Annotated in this window: 20 protein-coding genes; 13 read left to right on the forward strand and 7 right to left on the reverse strand. The window is 72.5% G+C overall.

Translation table 11 applies throughout. From position 1 onward, the window contains the following. Positions 1–7: 7 nt before the first annotated feature. Positions 8–610, reverse strand: a complete 603-nt coding sequence (locus tag HKK74_RS01265) for an HAD family hydrolase (protein WP_187241048.1) — start codon at positions 608–610, stop codon at positions 8–10. A 159-nt stretch (positions 611–769) separates the two neighbouring features. Here HKK74_RS01265 and HKK74_RS01270 point away from each other — a divergent pair, with 159 nt between their 5' ends. Then, on the forward strand, positions 770–1,414 hold the full coding sequence (locus HKK74_RS01270; protein ID WP_312881199.1) for a TetR/AcrR family transcriptional regulator: 645 nt from the start codon (positions 770–772) through the stop codon (positions 1,412–1,414). Between the two features lie 103 nt (positions 1,415–1,517). On the opposite strand, the gene HKK74_RS01275 is transcribed toward HKK74_RS01270, so the two are convergent. The 3 genes from HKK74_RS01275 to HKK74_RS01285 all read right to left on the reverse strand — a co-directional run bounded on the left by HKK74_RS01275 (position 1,518) and on the right by HKK74_RS01285 (position 3,645). Continuing rightward, positions 1,518–2,588, reverse strand: coding sequence for a thiolase C-terminal domain-containing protein (locus HKK74_RS01275; RefSeq protein WP_187241402.1), 1,071 nt, complete (start codon positions 2,586–2,588; stop codon positions 1,518–1,520). A gap of 155 nt (positions 2,589–2,743) precedes the next feature. Then, positions 2,744–3,040, reverse strand: a complete 297-nt coding sequence (locus HKK74_RS01280; RefSeq protein WP_187241050.1) for a Dabb family protein — start codon at positions 3,038–3,040, stop codon at positions 2,744–2,746. An 89-nt stretch (positions 3,041–3,129) separates the two neighbouring features. Continuing rightward, entirely contained in the window at positions 3,130–3,645 is a 516-nt protein-coding gene (locus HKK74_RS01285) for a hypothetical protein (RefSeq protein ID WP_187241051.1), read from the reverse strand. Positions 3,646–3,746: 101 nt separating this feature from the next. Here HKK74_RS01285 and HKK74_RS01290 point away from each other — a divergent pair, with 101 nt between their 5' ends. The 5 genes from HKK74_RS01290 to HKK74_RS01310 all read left to right on the forward strand — a co-directional run bounded on the left by HKK74_RS01290 (position 3,747) and on the right by HKK74_RS01310 (position 9,126). Next, a complete protein-coding gene (locus HKK74_RS01290; RefSeq protein ID WP_187241052.1) occupies positions 3,747–4,430 on the forward strand; it encodes a response regulator transcription factor in 684 nt (227 codons plus the stop codon). After that, positions 4,427–5,698 carry a sensor histidine kinase gene (locus HKK74_RS01295; protein ID WP_187241053.1) on the forward strand — a complete coding sequence of 424 codons (1,272 nt, stop codon included), beginning with the start codon at positions 4,427–4,429 and terminating at the stop codon, positions 5,696–5,698. Before HKK74_RS01290 ends, HKK74_RS01295 begins: the two co-directional genes overlap by 4 nt. A gap of 102 nt (positions 5,699–5,800) precedes the next feature. Beyond that, positions 5,801–6,334: a PepSY domain-containing protein gene (locus tag HKK74_RS01300; protein ID WP_187241054.1), complete on the forward strand. Its 534-nt coding sequence runs from the start codon at positions 5,801–5,803 to the stop codon at positions 6,332–6,334. A 167-nt stretch (positions 6,335–6,501) separates the two neighbouring features. Then, positions 6,502–7,560, forward strand: coding sequence for an LLM class flavin-dependent oxidoreductase (locus tag HKK74_RS01305; RefSeq protein ID WP_187241403.1), 1,059 nt, complete (start codon positions 6,502–6,504; stop codon positions 7,558–7,560). 39 nt (positions 7,561–7,599) lie between these two features. Then, positions 7,600–9,126 carry an AMP-binding protein gene (locus HKK74_RS01310; protein WP_187241055.1) on the forward strand — a complete coding sequence of 509 codons (1,527 nt, stop codon included), beginning with the start codon at positions 7,600–7,602 and terminating at the stop codon, positions 9,124–9,126. Positions 9,127–9,550: 424 nt separating this feature from the next. On the opposite strand, the gene HKK74_RS01315 is transcribed toward HKK74_RS01310, so the two are convergent. Then, positions 9,551–10,555, reverse strand: a complete 1,005-nt coding sequence (locus tag HKK74_RS01315; RefSeq protein WP_187241404.1) for a cyclase family protein — start codon at positions 10,553–10,555, stop codon at positions 9,551–9,553. A 32-nt stretch (positions 10,556–10,587) separates the two neighbouring features. On the opposite strand from HKK74_RS01315, the gene HKK74_RS01320 reads away from it, so the two are divergent. After that, complete coding sequence (locus HKK74_RS01320; RefSeq protein ID WP_187241056.1) at positions 10,588–11,787, forward strand: serine hydrolase domain-containing protein; 1,200 nt, start codon at positions 10,588–10,590, stop codon at positions 11,785–11,787. Positions 11,788–11,923: 136 nt separating this feature from the next. Here HKK74_RS01320 and HKK74_RS01325 read toward each other — a convergent pair whose 3' ends face one another. Together HKK74_RS01325 and HKK74_RS01330 are read right to left on the reverse strand one after the other, a co-directional pair. Further along, positions 11,924–12,661 carry an SDR family NAD(P)-dependent oxidoreductase gene (locus tag HKK74_RS01325; protein WP_187241405.1) on the reverse strand — a complete coding sequence of 246 codons (738 nt, stop codon included), beginning with the start codon at positions 12,659–12,661 and terminating at the stop codon, positions 11,924–11,926. 31 nt (positions 12,662–12,692) lie between these two features. Then, entirely contained in the window at positions 12,693–13,322 is a 630-nt protein-coding gene (locus HKK74_RS01330; protein WP_312881158.1) for an isochorismatase family protein, read from the reverse strand. A 62-nt stretch (positions 13,323–13,384) separates the two neighbouring features. On the opposite strand from HKK74_RS01330, the gene HKK74_RS01335 reads away from it, so the two are divergent. From HKK74_RS01335 to HKK74_RS01360, 6 genes are all read left to right on the forward strand, one after another. Continuing rightward, positions 13,385–14,074, forward strand: a complete 690-nt coding sequence (locus HKK74_RS01335; protein ID WP_187241057.1) for an endonuclease V — start codon at positions 13,385–13,387, stop codon at positions 14,072–14,074. An 88-nt stretch (positions 14,075–14,162) separates the two neighbouring features. Then, positions 14,163–14,588: a Zn-ribbon domain-containing OB-fold protein gene (locus HKK74_RS01340; RefSeq protein WP_187241058.1), complete on the forward strand. Its 426-nt coding sequence runs from the start codon at positions 14,163–14,165 to the stop codon at positions 14,586–14,588. Between the two features lie 84 nt (positions 14,589–14,672). Next, complete coding sequence (locus HKK74_RS01345) at positions 14,673–15,014, forward strand: VOC family protein (protein WP_312881160.1); 342 nt, start codon at positions 14,673–14,675, stop codon at positions 15,012–15,014. 138 nt (positions 15,015–15,152) lie between these two features. Next, positions 15,153–16,724, forward strand: coding sequence for a class I adenylate-forming enzyme family protein (locus HKK74_RS01350; RefSeq protein WP_187241060.1), 1,572 nt, complete (start codon positions 15,153–15,155; stop codon positions 16,722–16,724). A gap of 32 nt (positions 16,725–16,756) precedes the next feature. Next, a complete protein-coding gene (locus HKK74_RS01355) occupies positions 16,757–18,901 on the forward strand; it encodes an acetate--CoA ligase family protein (protein ID WP_187241407.1) in 2,145 nt (714 codons plus the stop codon). Positions 18,902–18,903: 2 nt separating this feature from the next. Next, entirely contained in the window at positions 18,904–19,665 is a 762-nt protein-coding gene (locus tag HKK74_RS01360; protein ID WP_187241061.1) for a glucose 1-dehydrogenase, read from the forward strand. Positions 19,666–19,724 lie beyond the last annotated feature (59 nt).

A 19,724-nucleotide genomic window follows, 5' to 3' on the forward strand; every position in this document is an offset into this window, starting at 1 on the left:
ATGTCGATCACGTCGCCGTGGCGAGGATCTTGCGCACCTGCTCGGGTGAGACGAACACCTCGGCGGCCATGCCGGTCGCGCGGGCGGCCACCACGTTGCGCTCGCTGTCGTCGAAGAACACCACGTCGGCCGGGGCGACCCCGAGGCGCCGCACGCAGATCTCGTACGCCCGCGGATCGGGCTTCGCGACGCCGATCCGGCAGGAGTACGTGAGGGCGGTGAAGTGCCCGAGCCAGTGCCCGTGGAGGCCCTCGAACACTGGGACGAGATCCTCGATGATGTTCGACAGCAGGCCCAGGGTTCGGCCCTGGCCGGCGAGCTCGGCCACCAGCTCGACCATGCGCTCGTCGACCCTGGTCCAGCTCTCCAGGTCGGCCTGGATCAGCGCGTCCACGGTGGCGGCGTCGAAGCTCACCCCGAGCCGCCCGGCGGTGTCGGCCCAGTAGTCCCGGCTGGACAGCCCGGCGTCGTAGGCCGCGCGACCGGCCCAGTACGCGTCCCAGAACGGCTCACCGGTCACCCCGGCCAGTTCCTCGATGTGGCGCCTCGCCTCGTCGGCCTGAGTGCGGGCGATGACTCCGAACAGGTCGAAAACGATCGTCTGCGGCATCCCACGACCCTATGCGGGCGCGCCGGCCGCCCGCCGCGTGCCCACCCGCGGCCGCCACGCACCGGCGGGCCGCCTAACAAGCGCTTGGCCACGCACTCTATGCTGGTGTCCGTACACTTCTTCGAACAGGCGGCCGGAGGCAACCGGCATACTGGAAAGGTGACGACCACGAGCACCAACAGCGGACGGTCCGGGGGCAGAACCCGCGCGAAGGGCACTCCGGCGCTGGCCTCAGAGCGCCGCGAGCACCTTGTCAGGCTCGCGGCGGAACTCTTCGCCGAAAAGGGCTTCCAGGCCACCACGGTCCGCAACATCGCCGATGAGGCGGGAATCCTGTCCGGCAGCCTCTACCACCACTTCGACTCCAAGGAGTCGATCGTCGACGAGATCCTGTCCGGCTTCTTCAACGAGCTCATGGCCGCCAACCGTGCCGCCGTCGACAAGGGCGGCGAACCGCGAGAGGTCATCTCCGCGCTGGTCCGGATCTGCTTCGGCACGCTCGAGCCGCATCGCGCCGCCATCACCGTGATGCAGAACGACTGGAACTACCTTAAGGCGCAGGAGCGCTTCGCCTACCTCACCGAGTCCGAGGACGAGGTCGAGAAGATGTGGGTCACCGAGATCAAGAAGGGCCAGAAGACCGGCCTGTTCCGCGAGGACATCGATCCCAAGCTGACCTACCGCATGATCCGGGACACCATCTGGGTCGCGGTGCGCTGGTTCCAGCCCGGCGGCCGACTCAACGCCAAGGGCCTGTCGGACCACTACCTCAAGGTCCTCTTCGACGGCATCTGTACGCACTGATCGACCCACTGACCGGCGGTCACTCGACCGGGACGGTCACCGGCGGCACCGGTGCCCCGGCCTCCGGCAGGCGCATCGCCGACGCGCGAGAACACCGCGTGCGTCAGGGGGCGGTCAGAACGGCCGCGCTCCCGTAACCGCCGCCGAATCCGGTGCAGAGGGCGACCGACGCGCCGCCGGCCTGGTTCGTGCCGTCGCCGCGCAGTTGCCGTACCGCCTCGGCCACGTTGTTGAGGCCGTGCACGTAGCCCTCCGAAAGCAGCCCGCCGTGCGGGTTGACGGTGTCGAGCGCGGCGCTGAGGCCGTCGCCCAGGTCGGCGCGGGCGAGCAGGCCGAAGTCCTCGAGTTGCCTCGGCACCAGCCAGCTGTAGGCGTCGTAGAGCAGCGCCAGGTCGACGTCCGCCGGCCGCATGCCCGCCGCCTCGTACAGCGGACCCGCGAGGTGGTGGGAGAAGATCCGAGTGACGTCGGGCGCCTTGTCCATGGCCGAGGCGCCGGGGTCGCCGCCCCTGACGACGGTGTGGATCCGCGGGGCGCGCGGAGCCCGCCGGGCCGAGGTGACGACAAGCGCGCAGGCACCGTCGGTTTCCTGGCAGCAGTCCACCCTGCGCAGCGGAGACGCGACCATGGGACTCGCCAGATATTCGTCCAGGCCGATCGGGTCACGCCGCAGCGCGCGCGGATTGCGCATCGCGTGTGCCCGCGACCGGGCGACCACGGCGAACAGGTGCTCCTCGGTCAGGCCCGTGTCGTGCAGATAGCGGCGACCGGCGAGCGCGAACTGCTGGACGGGCCCGGCCAGGCCGTACGGGTGGGTGAACTGCTCCTCGGTCCCCTCCCCCAGCCGGAGCCCCATCGCGTTCAGCCTGCGGCCCGACCGGCCGTTGAGCGCCCGGTAGACGAGTACGGTGCCGGCGAGGCCCGCGTCGACGAGCATCGCCGCGTCGGCCAGGATGGAAGCGCACTGCGTGCCGCCGCCGTACAGCTCGTTGTGCCAGCCGATATGGCGCATTCCCAGTTCACCGGCCACGTACAGCACCGGCGCCGAGTCGGCCAGGTGGTAGCTCAGGATCGCGTCGGGCGCGTCGACGCCCGCGTCGGCGAGCGCCGCGCGAGACGCCTCGACCGCCAGGTCCAGCTCCGTGCGGCCGGACGCACGCGACAGCGCGGTCATCCCGATCCCGGCGATGGCGGCCCGTTCCGAGAAGCCCTGCCGTCCTGAGAAAGCCTGTCGCACCCGCGTCCTCCGGGCCCGACGGTAACCCGGACTCGAGGTTCAGACAAGCGCTTGCTCGGCCGGATCGGCCCCTCTCGGCCAGCCCGGGGCGATCAGCCCGTCTCGAACTGCAACGCGGCGCGCTGGTCGCGGATCGGCGCGATGCACTCCTTGATCACTGCTTGGTGCGCGGGATGATCGCGGTACACCACGAAAGAGTCGCGGTCGGCGAACTCCGCCACGATCCCGAAGTCGTGGTTGCCCTCGTTGATCTCGGCGTCCGAGCCGAAGTCGAACGACTCGATCTCGGGGATGAGACCGGGCAGCTCGGCCAGCCGCGTCGTCAGCCTTTCCAGCTGCTCGCCGGTCGTGCCCTCGGCCCAGGTGAACAGCACCACATGACGCAACATGCGTTCCTCCTCCACACCTGACGGTGACGTTAGCGGATCTTGCCGCGTCACGGCAGACCGGCCCGCGCCCGCCGGCGCGTCCCCGCAGGTCAGCGGTCGTCTCGGCCGTGGCGTCCGTGGCGGCCGTGGCCGTCGTCCTTGTGCGTGCGGGCGACCGGCCCGTCGGCCGCGCACGTCACCGTGACCTCGTACTCGACGTCGTCGGACTCGAACGTCAGGGAGGCCACGCGCGCCGGCCCCCGTTCGTCGTCGTCGGCCCCGTAGCCCTGTGCCGGGCTCCAGGCCACGAGCCGCACCAGGCCCCCGGAGCACGCCGCGGTCACGGTGCCGCCCTTGGTGGAGAGGACCCGGGTGATGCCGTCACCGGTGGGCGCGGGCGTGCCGGGCTCGGCCGATGAGCCGGGCGGCGCCGGCGACGCCACCGGAGACTCCGGCGGTGCGGACGGACTGCTCAGTGCGCGCTGGACGGTGCCCTGGTCGAGGGCCCGCGTTCGCGAACCCGTAATGCCGTCTTCGAGCACGCCGATCGCGGCGACGCCGACCCCCGTCGCGGCCACCACGGCCGCGAGCCAGCCCCCGATGCCGAGCAGAACGCGTCGCCTCATCCGCCCATCATCATCGGAACATCCCTAAGACAGGGTTAAGGCGGCGGTAACGGCGCGCCCGCGCGAACCCCGGGCCGCTCGTCCGGAGTTACCGTGCACTTGTGCCACAGGTGCTGTTGATCGAGGACGACTCCAAGATCCGGATGACGCTCGTACGGGCTCTCAGCGAGCAGGGCCACGCCATGTCGTCGGCGCACACCGCGATGAGCGGGCTCCGGCAGGCCGTCGAGGACCGGCCCGACGTGGTGGTGCTCGACCTCGGACTGCCCGACCTCGACGGCCGGGAGGTGCTCCGCATGCTCCGCGCGGTCAGCCGCGTTCCGGTGATCGTGGCGACCGCGCGCGACGACGAGCAGGAGATCATACGGGTGCTCGACGCGGGTGCCGACGACTACGTGATCAAACCGTTCGGCGCGGCACAGCTCGACGCCCGCATCCGGGCGGTGCTCCGCCGCGCCGGGCAGGAGGAGGCCGACCCCGTCCTCGTGGTGGGCGGGCTCCGGGTGGAGCAGCGGGCGCGCGAGGCCGCGCTCGACGGCGCGCCGCTCGATCTGAGCCCGAGGGAGTTCGATCTGCTGCACTACCTGGCCCAGCGGCCCGGCGAGGTGGTCACGAAGCGGGAACTGCTCACGGAGGTGTGGCGGACGTCGTACGGCGGAGCGGACAAGACCGTCGACGTGCACCTGTCCTGGCTGCGCCGCAAGCTCGGCGAGACCGCGCAGGACCCGCGTTACCTGCACACGGTGCGCGGAGTCGGCGTCAAGCTCGTCGATCCGACCCGATGAGGCGCCGGCTGACGCTGCTGGTGGCGGCCACGACCTCCCTGGTGCTGCTCGCCTTCCTCGTGCCGCTCGCCCTGCTCGTCCGCACGGTGGCGGCCGACCGCGCGGTGGGCGCGGCGACGCTCGAGGCCGAGTCGGTGGCGGCGCTCGTGACCACGCTCGACCGGTCGGCGCTCGGGCTCGCGCTGGAACAGGCCGGCACCGGCGAGTGGCCGGTCACCGTGTTCTTTGCGGGCGGGAACATCCTCGGCACGCCGGCGCCGCGGTCGCCCGCCGTGGACCTGGCGGCGCGGGGCGACAGCATCACCGCGCAGGCGCCCGGCGGGCGTGAGGTCCTCGTGGCCGTCCAGGGCCTTTCGGACGGCACGGCGGTCGTGCGCACGTTCGTGCCGGACACCGAGCTCACCCGGGGCGTCATGCGGGCCTGGCTGATCCTGGCGGCGCTGGGACTCGTCCTCCTCGGGCTGAGCCTCGTGGTCGCGCGGCGGATGGCGAGATCCCTCGTCCATCCGACGCTCGACCTCGCCTCGGTGTCGCACCGGCTCGCCGCGGGGGATCTCGACGCGCGGGCGGAGCCGAGCGGCCCCCCCGAGCTGCGCGAGGTCTCGGCCGCGCTCAACCACCTGGCCGGGCGGATCAGGGAACTGCTCGCCCAGGAACGGGAGGCCGCGGCCGACCTGTCGCACCGGCTGCGCACCCCCCTCACCGCGCTGCGCCTCGACACCGAGTCGCTGCGTGACCCGGAGGAGGCCGCGCGGGTGGGCGCGTCGGTCGACGCCCTGGAACGCGCGGTGACCCAGATCATCGAGGACGCCCGCCGGCCCGCCCGCGCGAGGGACGCCTCGGGCTGCGACGCGGCCGAGGTCGTGGCCGACCGGGTGCGGTTCTGGGCGGTCCTCGCCGAGGACCAGGATCGCCGCCTCACCGCCCCCGACCCTCAGGTGCCACTGCCGGTCGCGTTGGGCCGCGACGACCTGACGACGTGCGTCGACGCACTGCTCGGCAACGTCTTCGCCCACACGCCCGAAGGCACGGCGTTCACGGTGCGCCTGGAACCCCGGCCCCTCGGCGGCGCGCGCCTGACCGTCGCCGACGACGGGCCGGGGTTCGCCACCTCCCGACCGCTGGAGCGGGGTGCGAGCGGGGGCGGGTCGAGCGGCCTCGGCCTCGACATCGTGAGGCGCGCCGCCGAATCCTCGGGCGGGGCACTGTCGGTCGACCGGTCCGCGGGCGGCGGGGCGCTGGTCGTGCTCGACCTCGGCGGACGTTAACACCGCCTTAGTGACGTGGTAGCGCGGCCCTATCCGCGTTCGGGCGAACCTCCTGTTGAACACGGACTCCTGAAGTGGGGGCCGGAAGAAGGAGGTCGGCTGATGCGAAGGACAACAGTGATCGCGGGTGTCACCGGCGCCGCGATCGTTCTCGGCGGCGGTATCGCCCTGGCGTTCGACGGCGGCGGCGCGTCGCCCGGGTCCGCGGGCCGTACGGCGGTGACCTCGCCGGCGAGCCCCGAGGTGGAGTCGGGCGCACCCACCGACGATTCGTTCCCGACGGCGAGCCCGTCGACGACGCCATCGCCGTCGTCACCATCGGCACCGGAATCGCCATCTGCGTCCCCGATGCCGTCCGCACCGACGGCGATCGACCGGGCGGAGGCGGTACGAATCGCCCTGCGGACGGTTCCCGGTGGCCGGATCGAGTCGGTGGAACGCGAGACCGAGCACGGCCGGGCCGTGTGGGACATCGACGTGATCGCGGGCGCCGCCGAGCACGACCTCGATATCGACGCCCGGACCGGAGAGGTGCTCAGGCACCGGAAGGACGACGACAAGGGCGACGACGACCGGGGCCACGACGACAGTGGTCACGACGACCAGGGCCACGACGACCGGGGCCACGACGACTGACGGCCGGGCGAAGGACGCTCCGGCGACAGGCCGCCGCGCTGAGCGCGGTGGCCTGTTAGGCTTCCCAAGCGAGCGCTTGGTACGCAATGATGGGCCTGGAATCCCGGCGAGGCGGGGCCCACCCGGCCGGCGCCAGGCTGAGAGGGAGACCCGTGGCCGATCGTCCGATGAAGTTCTCGAGCTTCCACCTCTTTCACCAGTTCGCCGGTCAGTCGGCGAAGGAGGTGTACGACTACCAGATCGAGGTCGTCGAACTCCTGGAGGAGCTCGGGTTCGACGCGGCCTGGGTCGCCGAGCACCACTTCCGTCCGTACGGGACGGTGCCGAACATCTTCAACCTGCTGTCGAACCTGGCGGCCCGCACGGAGCGGCTCCGGCTCGGCACCGGCATCGTGGTCCTGCCGTTGCACAATCCGATCCACGTCGCCGAAGAGGCCGCGATGGTCGACCTGCTGTCCGACGGCAGGCTGGAGGTCGGCATCGGCCGCGGCTACCAGAGCATCGAGTTCGAGTCCTTCGGGCTCGATCTCAGCGAGGCGCGGGACCGGTTCAACGAGTCGCTCGACATGATCATCGGGCTCTGGACGAACGACGACTTCGAGTTCAAGGGCCGGTTCCACGAGACGCGGCATCCGCTCACCCTGATGCCCAAGCCGCTGCAGCGGCCGCACCCGCCCCTGCACATCGCCGCGGTCAGCCCCGAGACCGTCGAGTTGTACGCCGCCCGAGGGCTGCCGATCCTGGCCGACCCGGCGGCCCCGTTCCGCAAAATAGCCAAGGCGGCCGAGACCTGGCACCGGACCGCTCAGGCGCACGGCGTCGACACCGACGGCGTCGAACTGGTCGCCAGCCGATCGGTGTACGTCGCCCCGACCGTCGAGCAGGCCCGCGAGGACCAGGCCCGGTTCGAGGCGTCGTTCGACCGGTCGCGCATCTTCAACGCGCAGAGCGCACCCATCGACTCGAAGACCGGCGAGGTCGCCAAGGGCTTCGAGTACTGGCAGGACAAGTACCTCAAGGGCGGCACGGTCGGTGCCGACTTCCGCTGGGAACAACTGGAGGTCATCGGCGACCCCGCCCGCGTGATCGAGCAGATCAAGATGATCCAGGCGATGGGCTACGACAACCTCATGTGCGACTTCGGCAGTACCCGGCCCATCCCGATCGAGGAGATGCGCAAGGTCCTGAAGTTCTTCGCGGCCGAGGTCATCCCGGCCTTCCGGTAATCCCACCCGCTTACCCGTTCCACAAGGAGGCGCGACGGCATGGGCGAGGTTCATCGGCTCACACTCGGGGACGTCCTCGGCGAGCACCGGCGGAGCCGGCCGCTCGGCATCGCGTGCGTCGACGGCGACGTACGGCTCACGTATCCCGACCTCGACGAGCGGGTGAACCGCCTGGCGAACGCCCTCGCGGCCGACGGCGTGGGCGCCGGCGACCGCGTTCTGTGGCTCGGGCAGAACTCCTTCCGCGTCCTCGAACTGCTGCTCGCCGCCGCCCGGCTGGGAGCGATCTGCTGCCCGGCCAACTGGCGGCAGAGCGCGGACGAACTCGCCTTCGTCCTCGGCGACCTCACCCCGCGCGTCGTCGTGTGGGCGGACTCCGAGGAAGTGCGCAAGGCCCGGGAGATGACCGGAGGCGACGGAGGCGCCGCTCCGGACGCGCGCTGGGTACGGTCCGGAGACGAGTACGAGTCGTACGTCGAAGCGGCCCCCGCCGGCGAGCCGGCCGCCGAGGTGGCGGTGGACGCCCCCGTGCTCGCGCTCTACACCGCCGCGTTCGACGGCCGCCCGAACGCGGCCCTGCTCAGCCACGCGGCGCTCATCGCGCATTCGATGTCGCTGCTGCACATCCGGCAGATGGAGAACGGATTCACGTTCCTGAACTGCGGGCCGCTGTTCCATGTCGGCACGATGATGTTCTGCCTGGCCACCCTGCAGCTCGGCGGTACGAACGTCTTCACCCCGGCCTTCGAGGCCGAGGAGGTCTGCCGGCTCATCGAGGCCGAGAAGTGCACCCAGGCGTTCCTGTTCGGCCCGATGATCGACGGACTCGTGCAGGCCAACCAGAGCGCGAACCACGACCTGTCCTCTCTGCGATTCGTCTCGCACTCCCCGGAGTGGGACGCGATGATCACGGTGGACGACAGCCCGTGGTGCGCCGCCAAAATGGGCGGCTACGGCCAGACCGAGGTGGGCGGCATGCTGACCTTCCTCGGCCTGGGCCTCGGCGGCGCCGGCCACGCGGGCCGCCCGTCCCCGCTGACGCACGTACGGATCCTGGACGCGGACGACGCGGAGATGCCGGCCGGCGAGGTCGGCGAGATCTGCGCCAGGGGCCAGAGCGTCTTCAGCGGCTACTGGGCCCGGCCGGAGCTGAGCGCGGCCAAGAGCGCCGGCGGCTGGCACCACACCGGTGACCTGGGCCGCCGCGAGGCCGACGGCACGATCACCTTCATCGGCCCCAGGCTCCGCATGATCAAGTCGGCGGCCGAGAACGTCTACCCGGCCGAGGTCGAGCGGGCACTCAAGACCCACCCCGCCATCGCTGACGCCGCCGTGATCGGGGTCCCGGACGAGCGGTTCGGGCAGACCGTGAAGGCGATCGTGCGGCTCGCCGACGATGCGGACGTGGGAGCCGACGAGATCGTCGAGCACGTGCGTTCACAGATCGCCTCGTACAAGAGACCACGGCATGTGGAGTTCGCCGAGTCGATCCCGAAGAAGGGCCACCTCCCCGACTACGACGTCCTCGACGAGCGCTACGGCGGCGGCGCCTACCCCGGCACCTGACCCACATGGCGCCCGACCCACATAGCGCCCGACCCACATGGGCGCCCGACCCGCATGGGCGCCCGACCCGCATGGGCGCCCGACCCACATGATCGCGTGCGCACCCGTAAGACGTCCCAGACGCGAACAACTGCATGATCACGGGGGACAGTGCGCCACCACCGGAGACGGGCACCCCCACCTCCCACCGTGATCATGCACTTAATCCCGACCCATCCACCCTCCCCGCCGTGATCACGCACTCATTCGCCTCAGTGACCCATCCGTCGCCGGGTATCGCAGCCAGACCATCCCCCGACACGCCCATCCGTGTTGGTCTCGGTGGCCGTCCGTCCACACCTGTCGTGATCATGCGGTTGTTCGTGCTCCCTTCGGCTTGGCCGGCCTTCGCCTCACGGTTCATCGGTCGTTCGCTGCTACGTGGTCAGAGCACGGCTATCGGGTTGATGGGGCTGGCTGTGCCGCCTTCGATGGCCAGCGGCGCGGCTACGAAAAGGAAGTCGGTTCGCGGCGTCGCGGAGGGCCCGGCGCCGGTGTCGTCGCCCGCCGGTCCGGCGCCGGTGTCGTCGGCCGCCGCGCTCGAGCCTGTGTCGGCGCGGAGGGCCTCGGACAGTTCCTCGAGCCAGAGCATCTCGGCGAGGTGGATCCCGTACCGCCACAGGAGGATGAGATGCAGGTCGTCGGTGAGTTCCTCGCCGGCGAGTTGGTCGGCGTTGAGCCCGCCGATGGCCGCGTTGTCGCTGGCGACCATGGCGACGTCGCGCTCGGCCAGCCAGCGGCCGCCGTCGGCGGACAGCCCGGGCTGGCCGGCCCAGTAGGCGTCGGGGCCATCGGCGTGCCAGGTCAGCGGCCAGCCGGTCCGTACGACCGCGACGTCACCGGGGCGCACCTCCACGCCGCACGCCGCCAGATCGGCGCCGTCGATCCGGTCACCGGCGGCGAGCCGCGCGACCCCTCGCCGGGCCGGCACGTCGAACAGCACGCCGCGCGCGACGACCGGCCCGGCCTTGTCGATGCCGCACCTCCCGGCGCCGTACGAGCGGACCCGCCCGGCGGGATGCCCGTTGTAGAGCTCGTCCCCCGACCACATGTGGCACAGCGCGTCCATGTGGGTCGTGGTGCCGTGCGGGGTGACGATGAGCGCGTCGTCGGCCATCTTGAGGCCGGCGCCGATCGCGCGTGCGCCGGCCGCGTAGTCGCCGCCGTCCACCGACATGAAGTGCTGCGGCAACGGCCGGCCGCGCAGGTGCGGCACCGTGGTGGGCGCGGGCGAGGAGGTCGACCCGCGGATGGGCAGCGACAGGCCGAGCACCCGGCCGTCGCGAACGCAGGACGCCGCGGCGAGGACCGCCTCGGGGGTGAGGAGGTTGAGCGTCCCGCGCTCGTCGGCGTCCCCCCACCGCCCCCAGTTCCCGGATCCGAACACTATTCTGTTACCCCCTTCGGTGAGAGGACCGCGAGATGAGCACTGTCCAAGGTCACTGCGATCCGGCCTTCACCGGCGTACGCGACGTCTTCGAGGCGGGCTTCGCGAGCGGCCGCGAGGTGGGCGCCGCCGTGGCGGTGTACGCCGGAGACCGGCTGGTGGTGGACCTCTGGGGTGGCGTCGCGGACCGGCGCACCGGCCGCGAGTGGCTGCCGGACACTCCGTGTGTCGCGTTCTCCTGCACCAAGGCGGTGACCGCGACGGCCGCGCTGCTGCTCGCCGAGCGAGGTGCGTACGACGTCGACGGGCCGGTCGCGGACTGGTGGCCGGAGTTCGCGGTGAACGGCAAGGAGCACACCACGGCGGCGCACCTGCTGACCCACCAGGCCGGGCTGCCCGCGTTCGCCCGGCCGGTGACGGCCGAGGAGGCGGTCGACCCCGCCGCGATGGCGGCCGAGCTCGCCGGGCAGGCGCCGGAATGGACGCCGGGCACGGCGCACGGCTACCACGCGGTGACCTACGGCTGGCTCGCGGGCGAGATCGTACGGCGGCTGTCCGGGCTGAGCGTCGGCGACTTCGTACGGCGGGAGTTCGCCGGTGACCTCGACCTGTGGATCGGCGCGCCGGACGACGTCATCGAACGGGCCGCGAAGCTGACCACCAGGGGATCGGCCGCGAGTGGCGCCGACGCCAACGTGCCGAGCGGAAACGCGGGCACCGGCGCTGACACCGGCACGGGGACCGGCGTACTGGCCCGGCTGGCCGCCGCGTACCTCAGCGGGGACAGCGCGCTCAACCGGGCCCTCGACAACCCCTTCCCCGGCGAGCGGGGCTTCAACAACCCCGTGGTGCTCCGCGGCGGCTGGCCGGCCGTGGGAATGCTCGCCACGGCGAAGGGCCTCGCCGGCGTCTACCGGGATCTGCTCGCCGGGCGGATCGTGGGGCTTGGGACGCTGCGGGAGGCGATCGAGCGGCGGGTCACCGGGCCCGACCGGGTCATGCTCGTCGACACCTCCTTCGGGCTCGGCTACATGCGTCCCGCCATGGCCTTCTTCACCCCGCCGGAGGCCGCCGAGACGGGCTTCGGCCACAGCGGCTACGGCGGTTCGATCGGGCTGGGCGACATCGAGCGCGGCATCGGCATGGCCTACATCCCCAACTTGATGGGCGGTCAGTTCTCCGGCGATCCGCGCGCCTACAACCTGCTCGAGGCCGTCTACTCCGCCCTGGCGTGACCCCGGCCGCCCTTCGCACCGCGGCCGCCCTCCGTACCCCGGTCGCCCTCCGTACCCCGGTCGCCCTCCGTACCCCGGTCGCCGTTCGCGCGGCGGGGACGCGGAGGTCGCCCGCTGAGGTGTCACAGTGCGGTCCTCAATGCATCGTGATCCCGCCGCTGACCGAGAGCGTCTGGCCGGTGATGTAGCCGGCGCGCTCTGTGCACAGGAACGCGACGACGCCGGCGACGTCGTCCGGCCGGCCGATGCGGCGGAGCGGGATCTGCCGTTCGAGCCGGTCCAGCAGGCCCGGATGCCGCTCGGCGACGGCCCGCGTCATCGGGGTGTCGGTCGGCCCGGGGCAGACGACGTTGCTGGTGACACCGCCGCGTGCCGCCTCGCGGGCGAGGGTCTTGGCCAGGCCGAAGAGCCCGGCCTTGGTCGCCGCGTAGGCGCCCTCGCCGCCCGAGCCGGCCCGGGCGCCATCGGAGGAGATGAAGATCAGCCGGCCCCAGCCGCGGTCCACCATGCCCGGCAGCAGCGCCCTGGTGAGCAGCATGGGAGCACGCAGGTTGATCCTCCACATGAGGTCCCAGTGCGCCGGGTCGCTCTCGGTGAAGGGCTCGACGATGCTCACGCCGGCGTTGTGGACGAGCACGTCGACCGGGCGCAGGCGCGTGACGGCGGCCGCGATGTCGCCAGGGTCGCCGAGGTCCACATGGAGCGCGCTCGCTTCCGGCAGCGCCGCGGCCGTCTCGTTCGCACCGGTCTCGTCCAGGTCGGCGACGATGACGTGTGCACCGAGCGCCGCGAGGTCGGCGCAGATGGCGCGGCCGATGCCGCCCGCGCCTCCGGTGACCACGGCGGTACGGCCGGCGAGCGTCAGCCCGTCCATGGCCGCCCGTCCCCCGGCCGTCCCCCGCCGGTCACTCGCCGTCCTTCCACGCACGGACGAGCTCGTCGGCGGTGACGCGCGCGGCCAGCAGGCCGATGGTCCGCGCCATGACCTCGTCGCCGTACTCCGCGGGGACGCCCGCCACCGCGTCGCTCACCACGACGACGCGGTAGCCGAGGTCGACCGCCTCGATGCAGAGCCCGGGAATCCCCAGGTTGAGGGAGAGGCCGGTCGCCACGACCGTGCGCACACCGAGCGCGCGCAGCGTCGTGTCGAGCGAGGTGCCGGTGAACGGAGAGAACCCGTGGTGGCGCCGCGACTCCAGGTCGTCGGCGTGGAGCAGCTCGGGCAGGACCTCGACCGCGCCGGTGCCCTCCAGCATGTGCTCGGGGTCGCGGAGCAGGCGCCTGATGAACGGGCTGTTCCCGATATGTGTGCCGGCCCGGTCGGCGCGGAACGCGGCGGTGCACTGCACGACCCGTACCCCGGCGGCGCGGGCGGCGGCCGCGGCCTGCGACGCGTGTGCCACCACATCGCGCTCGGCACACACGGCGGCCAGCTCCGGGAACCGGCTGAGGTCGCCCGCGACACCGCGCTGCATCTCCATGACGAGCATCGCGGTGTGCCCGGGTTCGACCAGCCCGGCAAGATCGATCGTCACGACTCCCACAGTATCGACCTAGCACTTGCTTGGGTAGTTGGAAACGACCTGCACGGGCGACAATGATCTCCGTGGACATACGGGAACTGCACGCGTGGCCCGAGACACCCGAAGAGGCGGCGGCGATCCAGGACCGGCTGCGGCCACTGCTCGACCTCGGCCACCCCGGGCCGCGGACCGTCCGCACGGCCGCGGGTCTCGACGTCGCCTACGCGGAGGACGGCGACCGGCTCGCCGCCACGGTCGTGGTGCTCGACACCACGACGCTCAAGGTGATCGAGGAGTCGACTGTGGTCGGCACGGCGGCTTTCGACTACGTCCCCGGGCTGTTCGCCTTCCGGGAGCTGCCCGCCCTCGTCGACGCGCTGCGCCGGCTCACGATCGTGCCGGATCTGCTGGTCAGCGACGGGCACGGCCTCGCCCACCCGCGCCGGTTCGGGCTGGCGTGCCACGTCGGCGCGCTCACCGGGCTGCCGTCGATCGGGGTCGGCAAGACCCGGTTGCTGGGCTCCTATGATCCCCCCGGCGAGCGGCGCGGCGACGCGAGCCCGCTCACCGACGGCGGCGAGGTAGTCGGCCGGGCGCTGCGCACCCAGCCGCGGGTCAAGCCGGTCTTCGTGTCGGTCGGGCACCGCATCGACCTCGACACCGCCTGCCGCCATGTGCTCGCGCTGAGCCCGCGCTACCGGCTGCCCGAGACGACGCGGCAGGCCGACCGGCTGTGCCGCGAGGCGCTCCGCCGGGCCGCCTGACCCACGCGCACCGCCCGCTCGGACCGGCCCTGGTCGACCCGTCACCGGCCCTTGTCGACCAACCAAGCGTGCGCTAGTTTGGCGCGCGATGGACCACGCGCGCCCGCTGCCCTCGCCGACCCCGCTGACGGCTCCTTACTGGGACGCCTGCCGGCGGGGCGAGCTCCTCATCCAGCACTGCGCCGGCTGCGGCCGATTCGTGCACTTCCCGGAACCCGCGTGCCCCTTCTGCGGCGGCGCCGACCTGCCGTACGACCAGGTCTCGGGACGGGGCCGGATCCACACCTACAGCGTCGTCCACCGCGCCTTCCTGCCCGGCTTCGACACCCCGTACGTGCTCGCCTGGATCGATCTCGACGAGGGCGCGCGCGCCTTCGGCGACGTCGTCGGATGCCCGCCCGAGGACGTACGGATCGGATCGCGGGTGCGGGTGTGCTTCGAGGACCTGCCCGGCTTCGGCACCGTGCCCCGCTGGAGACTCCTGCTCGACCCTGTGCCCCCGCCCGACCCATGAGCAGCCCGACCGATGAGCAGCCCGACCGATCAACCCGCAGCCCCGACCGATCAACCCGCAGTCCGACCGACGAGGAGGCCCGGCGTGACCCGGATCGGCAATGTCATGTACCCCGTCGACGACGTCGGCGCGGCCGTCCGCTTCTACCGCGACGTCCTCGGCCTCGAGATGAGGTTCCAGGACGGTGAGCGGTTCGCCGCTCTCGACGGGGAGGGGACGACCCTCGCGATCGCCGGGCCGCAGGAGCGGGTCGTCAGCGGTCCCGTGGTGTCGTTCAAGGTCGACGACGTCACGGCCATGGTGGACCGGCTCACGGCGGCCGGTGCCCTCCTGGTCCGGGGGCCCGAGGAGGGGCCGCACGAGGTCCGCGCCGTACTGCGCGATCCGGCCGGCAATCCCCTCGTCCTGTACGCGCCCCGCTCCTGACCCGTGCCCACGGCCCCGCACCCGAGCCCGCACCCGAAGCCCGCCCAGGCCAGCCCGAGCCAGCCCGAGCCAGCCCGAGCCGGCCAAGTCCACCCGAGCCCGCACGTCGGCCCGCACCACTCCGAAAGGACCTGTGCCGTGGCGCGAGACAACTCCCCCTTCGGCAACTACGCCTACGCCATTCTCACCGCCAACGCGCTGCGCACGCCCGACAAGGTGGCGCTGACCTACTGCGGCGAGCGGAGCTTCACCTACGCCGAGCTCGACCGCCGGGTGAACCGGGTCGCGCACGCGCTGCTGGCGGCGGGAGTGACGCCCGGCATGCGGGTCGCCTCGCTCATGAACGAGACCCTGCACGTCGCCGAGGTCTACCTCGCCCAGATGAAGATCGGCTCGGTCGTCGCCGCGCTAAATCCGTACTGGACCGAGGACACGCTCGCCCAGGTCGTGGAGCACTCGCAGTGCACCGCGTTCGTCTACGACGCGACCGTCGAGGAGCTCATCGGCCGGATCCGCCCGAGGTCGCCCGGCGTGAAGCTGTGGCTGCGGGTCTGCGGCGGCTCCGAGGACGCCGTCGACGTCGACGCGCTCGCCGCCGGGGCACCGGACACCGAACCACCGCTCGGAGGGCACGGCGACGACGTCCTCGCGCTCTTTTACACCTCGGGCACGACCGGCCTGCCCAAGGCGGTCGCGCACACCCACTTCTCCAGCCTCGCGACCGCCCAGATCTGGCTGGACGTCGACCGCGACGAGAACTCGGTCATGGGCACCGGCTCGATCATCTGGGGCATCGGCTTCCCCGCCCTGGTCGGCCCCGCGTTCTACGCGGGCATGAAGCTGGTCCTCGAGCAGGACTGGGGCCCGGCGAACTTCCTGAAGGTCGTCCCGAGGGAGCGGGTCACGCACGTCAGCCTGATCCCGAGCTTCTTCTCCGCGCTGCTCGGCGGCGCCGAGCACGAGGACGCGGACCTGTCGTCGCTGCGGGCGATCGTGCTCGGCGGCGAGCCCCTGCTGCCCTCACTGCGCGAACGCATCCTCGACCGGGTGCCCGGTGCCGGGATCTACAGCTACTACGGGCAGACCGAGGCCCCGTACACCTGCTTCGGCCGGCAGCACGACGGCAGCCAGGACATCTCATCGGTGGGGCGGGCGCGCATGTCGTGCGCCGTGCGGATCACCGGGCCGGGCGGCGATCGCGTCGTGGGCGAGGTCGGTGAGATCAATCTGGCCGGGCCCAACGTGATGGCGGGCTACGACGGGCGCCCGGAGAAGACCGCCGAGGTGCTGCGGGACGGCTGGTACGTGGGCGGCGACCTCGGGATCGTCGACGAACGCGGCTTCCTGACGGTGCTGGGCCGCCGCGAGGACTCCATCCTCAAGGGCGGGCAATGGACGCAGCCCGCCCAGCTGGAGGAGGCGGCGACCGGGGTCGACGGCGTCGCCGAGGCCGGCGCCGTCGGCGTGCCCGCCCACCCGGACGGCGGGGACGCCGTCGAGCAGCGGATCCTCGTCGCGGTCGTGCCCCGCTCCGGCGCCGACCTGGACGCCGACGCCGTACGGACGGCACTGACGGCCAGGCTGCCCGCGCACCAGGCGCCCGACGCGGTCGTGGTGGCGGCCGAGCTGCCGCACACGCAGGACGCGTCCGGCGGGCCGGGCAAGCTGCTCCGCCGGAGCATCCGCGATCAGTACGCCGGCAGCCTCTGAGCAGGCGGGACGGCCAGGTGACGGGAACGTCGATGCGGTTCCTCGCGGAACACGAGGTCAAGGCCTGGATCCGCGGGTTCGGCATCGCCGTGCCGCGCGCCGGCACCGCACCGGATCCGCGGGCCGTCGAGCCGGTCGCGAGTGCTCTCACGCCCCCGCTGGTGGTGAAGGCGTACGGTCCCGGGCTGGTGCACAAGAGCGAAGCAGGGGCCGTACGGCTCGACCTCGCCACGGGCGCGGCCGCCGCCGAAGCGGCCCGCGAAATGCTGGAGACCCTCGCCGGTCACGGCATCACGCCGGACGGCTTCCTGGTCGAGGAGCAGGCCGAGGCCGGCGTCGAGATGATCGTCGGAACGGTCCTCGATCCGGCGTTCGGACCCGTGCTGCTGGCCGGGCTGGGCGGCGTGTGGACCGAAGTGCTCCGCGACACCGTGTTGCGGCTGTGCCCGGTCACCGAGGCCGACGCGCGCTCCATGCTCCGGGAGCTGCGCGGAGCCGCCCTGCTCGACGGCTCGCGCGGCCGGCCGCCCGTGGATCGCGACGCCCTGGTCAGAGTGCTCCTCGCGGTCGGCGGCCCCGGCGGCGTCGCGGAGAGGCTGGGCGAGGCGCCGGCGGAGTTCGAGCTCAACCCGGTGGTCTGCGGCCCCGGCGGCGCGATCGCCGTCGACGCCCGCCTCACCGGTCTGCGCGAGCCGCCGCCGGCGCGCGGCGAGCCCGTGAACCCCGGGCGCCGGCCCGCACCGCGCCGCCGCGACGACTTCGACCGGCTGTTCGCGCCACGAGGCATCGCGGTCGTCGGCGCCTCGGCCACCAGGCCCAACTTCGGCAACATGTTCCTCGGCTTCTACCGGGCGAGCGGCGTCCCGGGCACCCTCGTGGCCGTGCACCCCACGGCGGCCGAGATCGACGGCGTGCCCTGCGTGCGGTCGCTGGCAGAGGTGCCACGCGAGACCGACTACGCGCTGGTCGCCGTCCCGGCCGAACGGTGTCCCGGCGTCGTACGGCGGGCGGCGGGCATCCCGTACGTCCAGGTCATGAGCGGCGGGTTCCGTGAGGCGGGCCGCGCGGACCTCGAGAGCGACCTCGTCGCGGCGGCCCGGGAGGCGGGCGTGCGGCTGCTCGGCCCGAACTGCATGGGCGTCTACTCCCCCGCGGGCGGCCAGACGTTCCTCGGCGGTGAGCCGGGCCGACCGGGCCGGATCGCGGTCGCCTCGCAGAGCGGCGGCATGGCCGGCGAGGTCGTCAAGGTCGGCGAGCGGCGGGGGCTGGCGTTCTCGAAGGTCGCGACGGTCGGCAACAGCGCCGACGTGACCCCCGCCGAACTGCTGCGCCACTTCTCCGGCGACCCCGGCACCAGCGCCGTCGGGCTGTACCTGGAGGATCCACGCGACGGCCGGGGCCTGTTCGAGGCGCTCCAGGCGACGGCCAAGCCCGTCGTCGCGCTGATCGGCGGACTCAGCGGCCAGGGACGGCACGCCGCCGCGTCGCACACCGGCGGCATGGTGAGCGACGCCCGTGTGTGGGACGCGCTGGGGGCGCAGACCGGCGTCAGCGTCGTCACGAGCCAGGACGACCTCCTCGGCGTCCTGCACTTCTTCGACCTGCACGCGTGCCGCGCGGCGCCCGGCGACGCGGGTGTCCTGGTGATCGGGCCGAGCGGCGGGGCGGGCGTGCTCGCTGCGGACGTGTTCGACGCCGCCGGGCTCGATCTCACGCCGCTGCCCGAGGGCACCCTGGCTCCGCTCCGCGAGCTCGGTCTCGGTACAGGCGGCGTGCTCGCCAACCCCCTCGAGACCCCGGTCGGGCCGCGTGCCGACCCGGCCACGGTGCGGCGCGCGGTCACCGCGGTCCTCGGCCACCGGCCGTACGCCGACGTCGTCGCGCACGTCAACGTGCAGAGCTTCGTCAGCTACGGCGGAACGGGCACCGGCGCGCTGCCCGCGTACGCCCACGCCGTCGGCGCGCTGCAGGAGGAGTACGGGGACGTCCGCGTCACGCTGGTCACCCGGAACGCCGAGTGCGCCCCGACTGAGGTCGAGAGCGACGTACGGTCGATCGCGCGCGCCGCCGGCGTACCGGTCTACCGGACGATGGAGGCGGCGGCGGTCGCCGTGGCCGCGGGCCGCAGATGGCAGGCGAGCCGCCGGACGGCCGGCGGCACGGATCGGCAGGAGTGAACATGGGCAGGCTCGACGGCAAGGTGGCGCTGATCACCGGTGGCGCTCGTGGCATGGGCCGGTCGCATGTGCGGCGGTTCGTGACCGAGGGTGCCCAGGTGGTCTTCGGCGACGTCCTCGAGGAGGAGGGCGGGAGGCTCGCCGCCGAGGTCGGCGACGCGTGCCGGTTCATCCGGATGGACGTCACCGAACCCGAGGACTGGACTCGCGCCGTGGACACCGCGGTGACCACGTTCGGCCGGCTCGACGCCCTGGTGAACAACGCCGGGATCATCAAACACAGAACGATCGAGGAGATGACCCTCGAGGAGTGCCGCCGGATCCTCGACGTCAACCTGGTCGGCCAGTGGCTCGGGGTGAAGGCGGTGATCGAGCCGATGAAGACGGCCGGCGGAGGCTCCATCGTCAACGTGTCGTCGACCGAGGGCTTCATCGCGGCCTCCGGCCTGGCCGCCTACAGCGCCAGCAAGTTCGGCGTGCGCGGGCTGACCAAGGCGGCGGCCCGCGAACTCGGCGGCTACGGCATCCGGGTCAACTCCATCCATCCGGGCGGCATCATCACCGCGATGGTGATGGATCCGGACGTGGTGGCGGCCACGGCCGACAGCGCCGAGGCGTTTTTCAAGAACCTGCCGCTCGGCCGCATGGGCCGGACCCGCGAGGTGAGCGGGCTGGTCGTCTTCCTCGCCAGCGACGAGTCGAGCTACTGCACCGGCAGCGAGGTCCTGGTCGACGGCGGCATGATCACCGGCGCCGGCTACTGAACACCGGCCGGCGACCGCCGCTCCACGGGTCACCGTCACCGGCGCACCGCGCTGCCGGG

The organism is Actinomadura alba (assembly GCF_014323705.1).
Lineage (GTDB): Bacteria > Actinomycetota > Actinomycetes > Streptosporangiales > Streptosporangiaceae > Actinomadura_C > Actinomadura_C alba.

Coding starts and splice junctions, on each gene's coding strand:
- HKK74_RS01275 (WP_187241402.1), bottom strand. CDS start 2,588: ATGACCGCGCTGTCGCGTGCGTCCGGCCGCACGGAGCTGGACCTGGCG.
- HKK74_RS01300 (WP_187241054.1), top strand. CDS start 5,801: ATGCGAAGGACAACAGTGATCGCGGGTGTCACCGGCGCCGCGATCGTT.
- HKK74_RS01305 (WP_187241403.1), top strand. CDS start 6,502: ATGAAGTTCTCGAGCTTCCACCTCTTTCACCAGTTCGCCGGTCAGTCG.
- HKK74_RS01355 (WP_187241407.1), top strand. CDS start 16,757: ATGCGGTTCCTCGCGGAACACGAGGTCAAGGCCTGGATCCGCGGGTTC.
- HKK74_RS01360 (WP_187241061.1), top strand. CDS start 18,904: ATGGGCAGGCTCGACGGCAAGGTGGCGCTGATCACCGGTGGCGCTCGT.
- HKK74_RS01340 (WP_187241058.1), top strand. CDS start 14,163: ATGGACCACGCGCGCCCGCTGCCCTCGCCGACCCCGCTGACGGCTCCT.
- HKK74_RS01265 (WP_187241048.1), bottom strand. CDS start 610: ATGCCGCAGACGATCGTTTTCGACCTGTTCGGAGTCATCGCCCGCACT.
- HKK74_RS01280 (WP_187241050.1), bottom strand. CDS start 3,040: ATGTTGCGTCATGTGGTGCTGTTCACCTGGGCCGAGGGCACGACCGGC.
- HKK74_RS01295 (WP_187241053.1), top strand. CDS start 4,427: ATGAGGCGCCGGCTGACGCTGCTGGTGGCGGCCACGACCTCCCTGGTG.
- HKK74_RS01335 (WP_187241057.1), top strand. CDS start 13,385: ATGATCTCCGTGGACATACGGGAACTGCACGCGTGGCCCGAGACACCC.
- HKK74_RS01310 (WP_187241055.1), top strand. CDS start 7,600: ATGGGCGAGGTTCATCGGCTCACACTCGGGGACGTCCTCGGCGAGCAC.
- HKK74_RS01285 (WP_187241051.1), bottom strand. CDS start 3,645: ATGAGGCGACGCGTTCTGCTCGGCATCGGGGGCTGGCTCGCGGCCGTG.
- HKK74_RS01320 (WP_187241056.1), top strand. CDS start 10,588: ATGAGCACTGTCCAAGGTCACTGCGATCCGGCCTTCACCGGCGTACGC.
- HKK74_RS01325 (WP_187241405.1), bottom strand. CDS start 12,661: ATGGACGGGCTGACGCTCGCCGGCCGTACCGCCGTGGTCACCGGAGGC.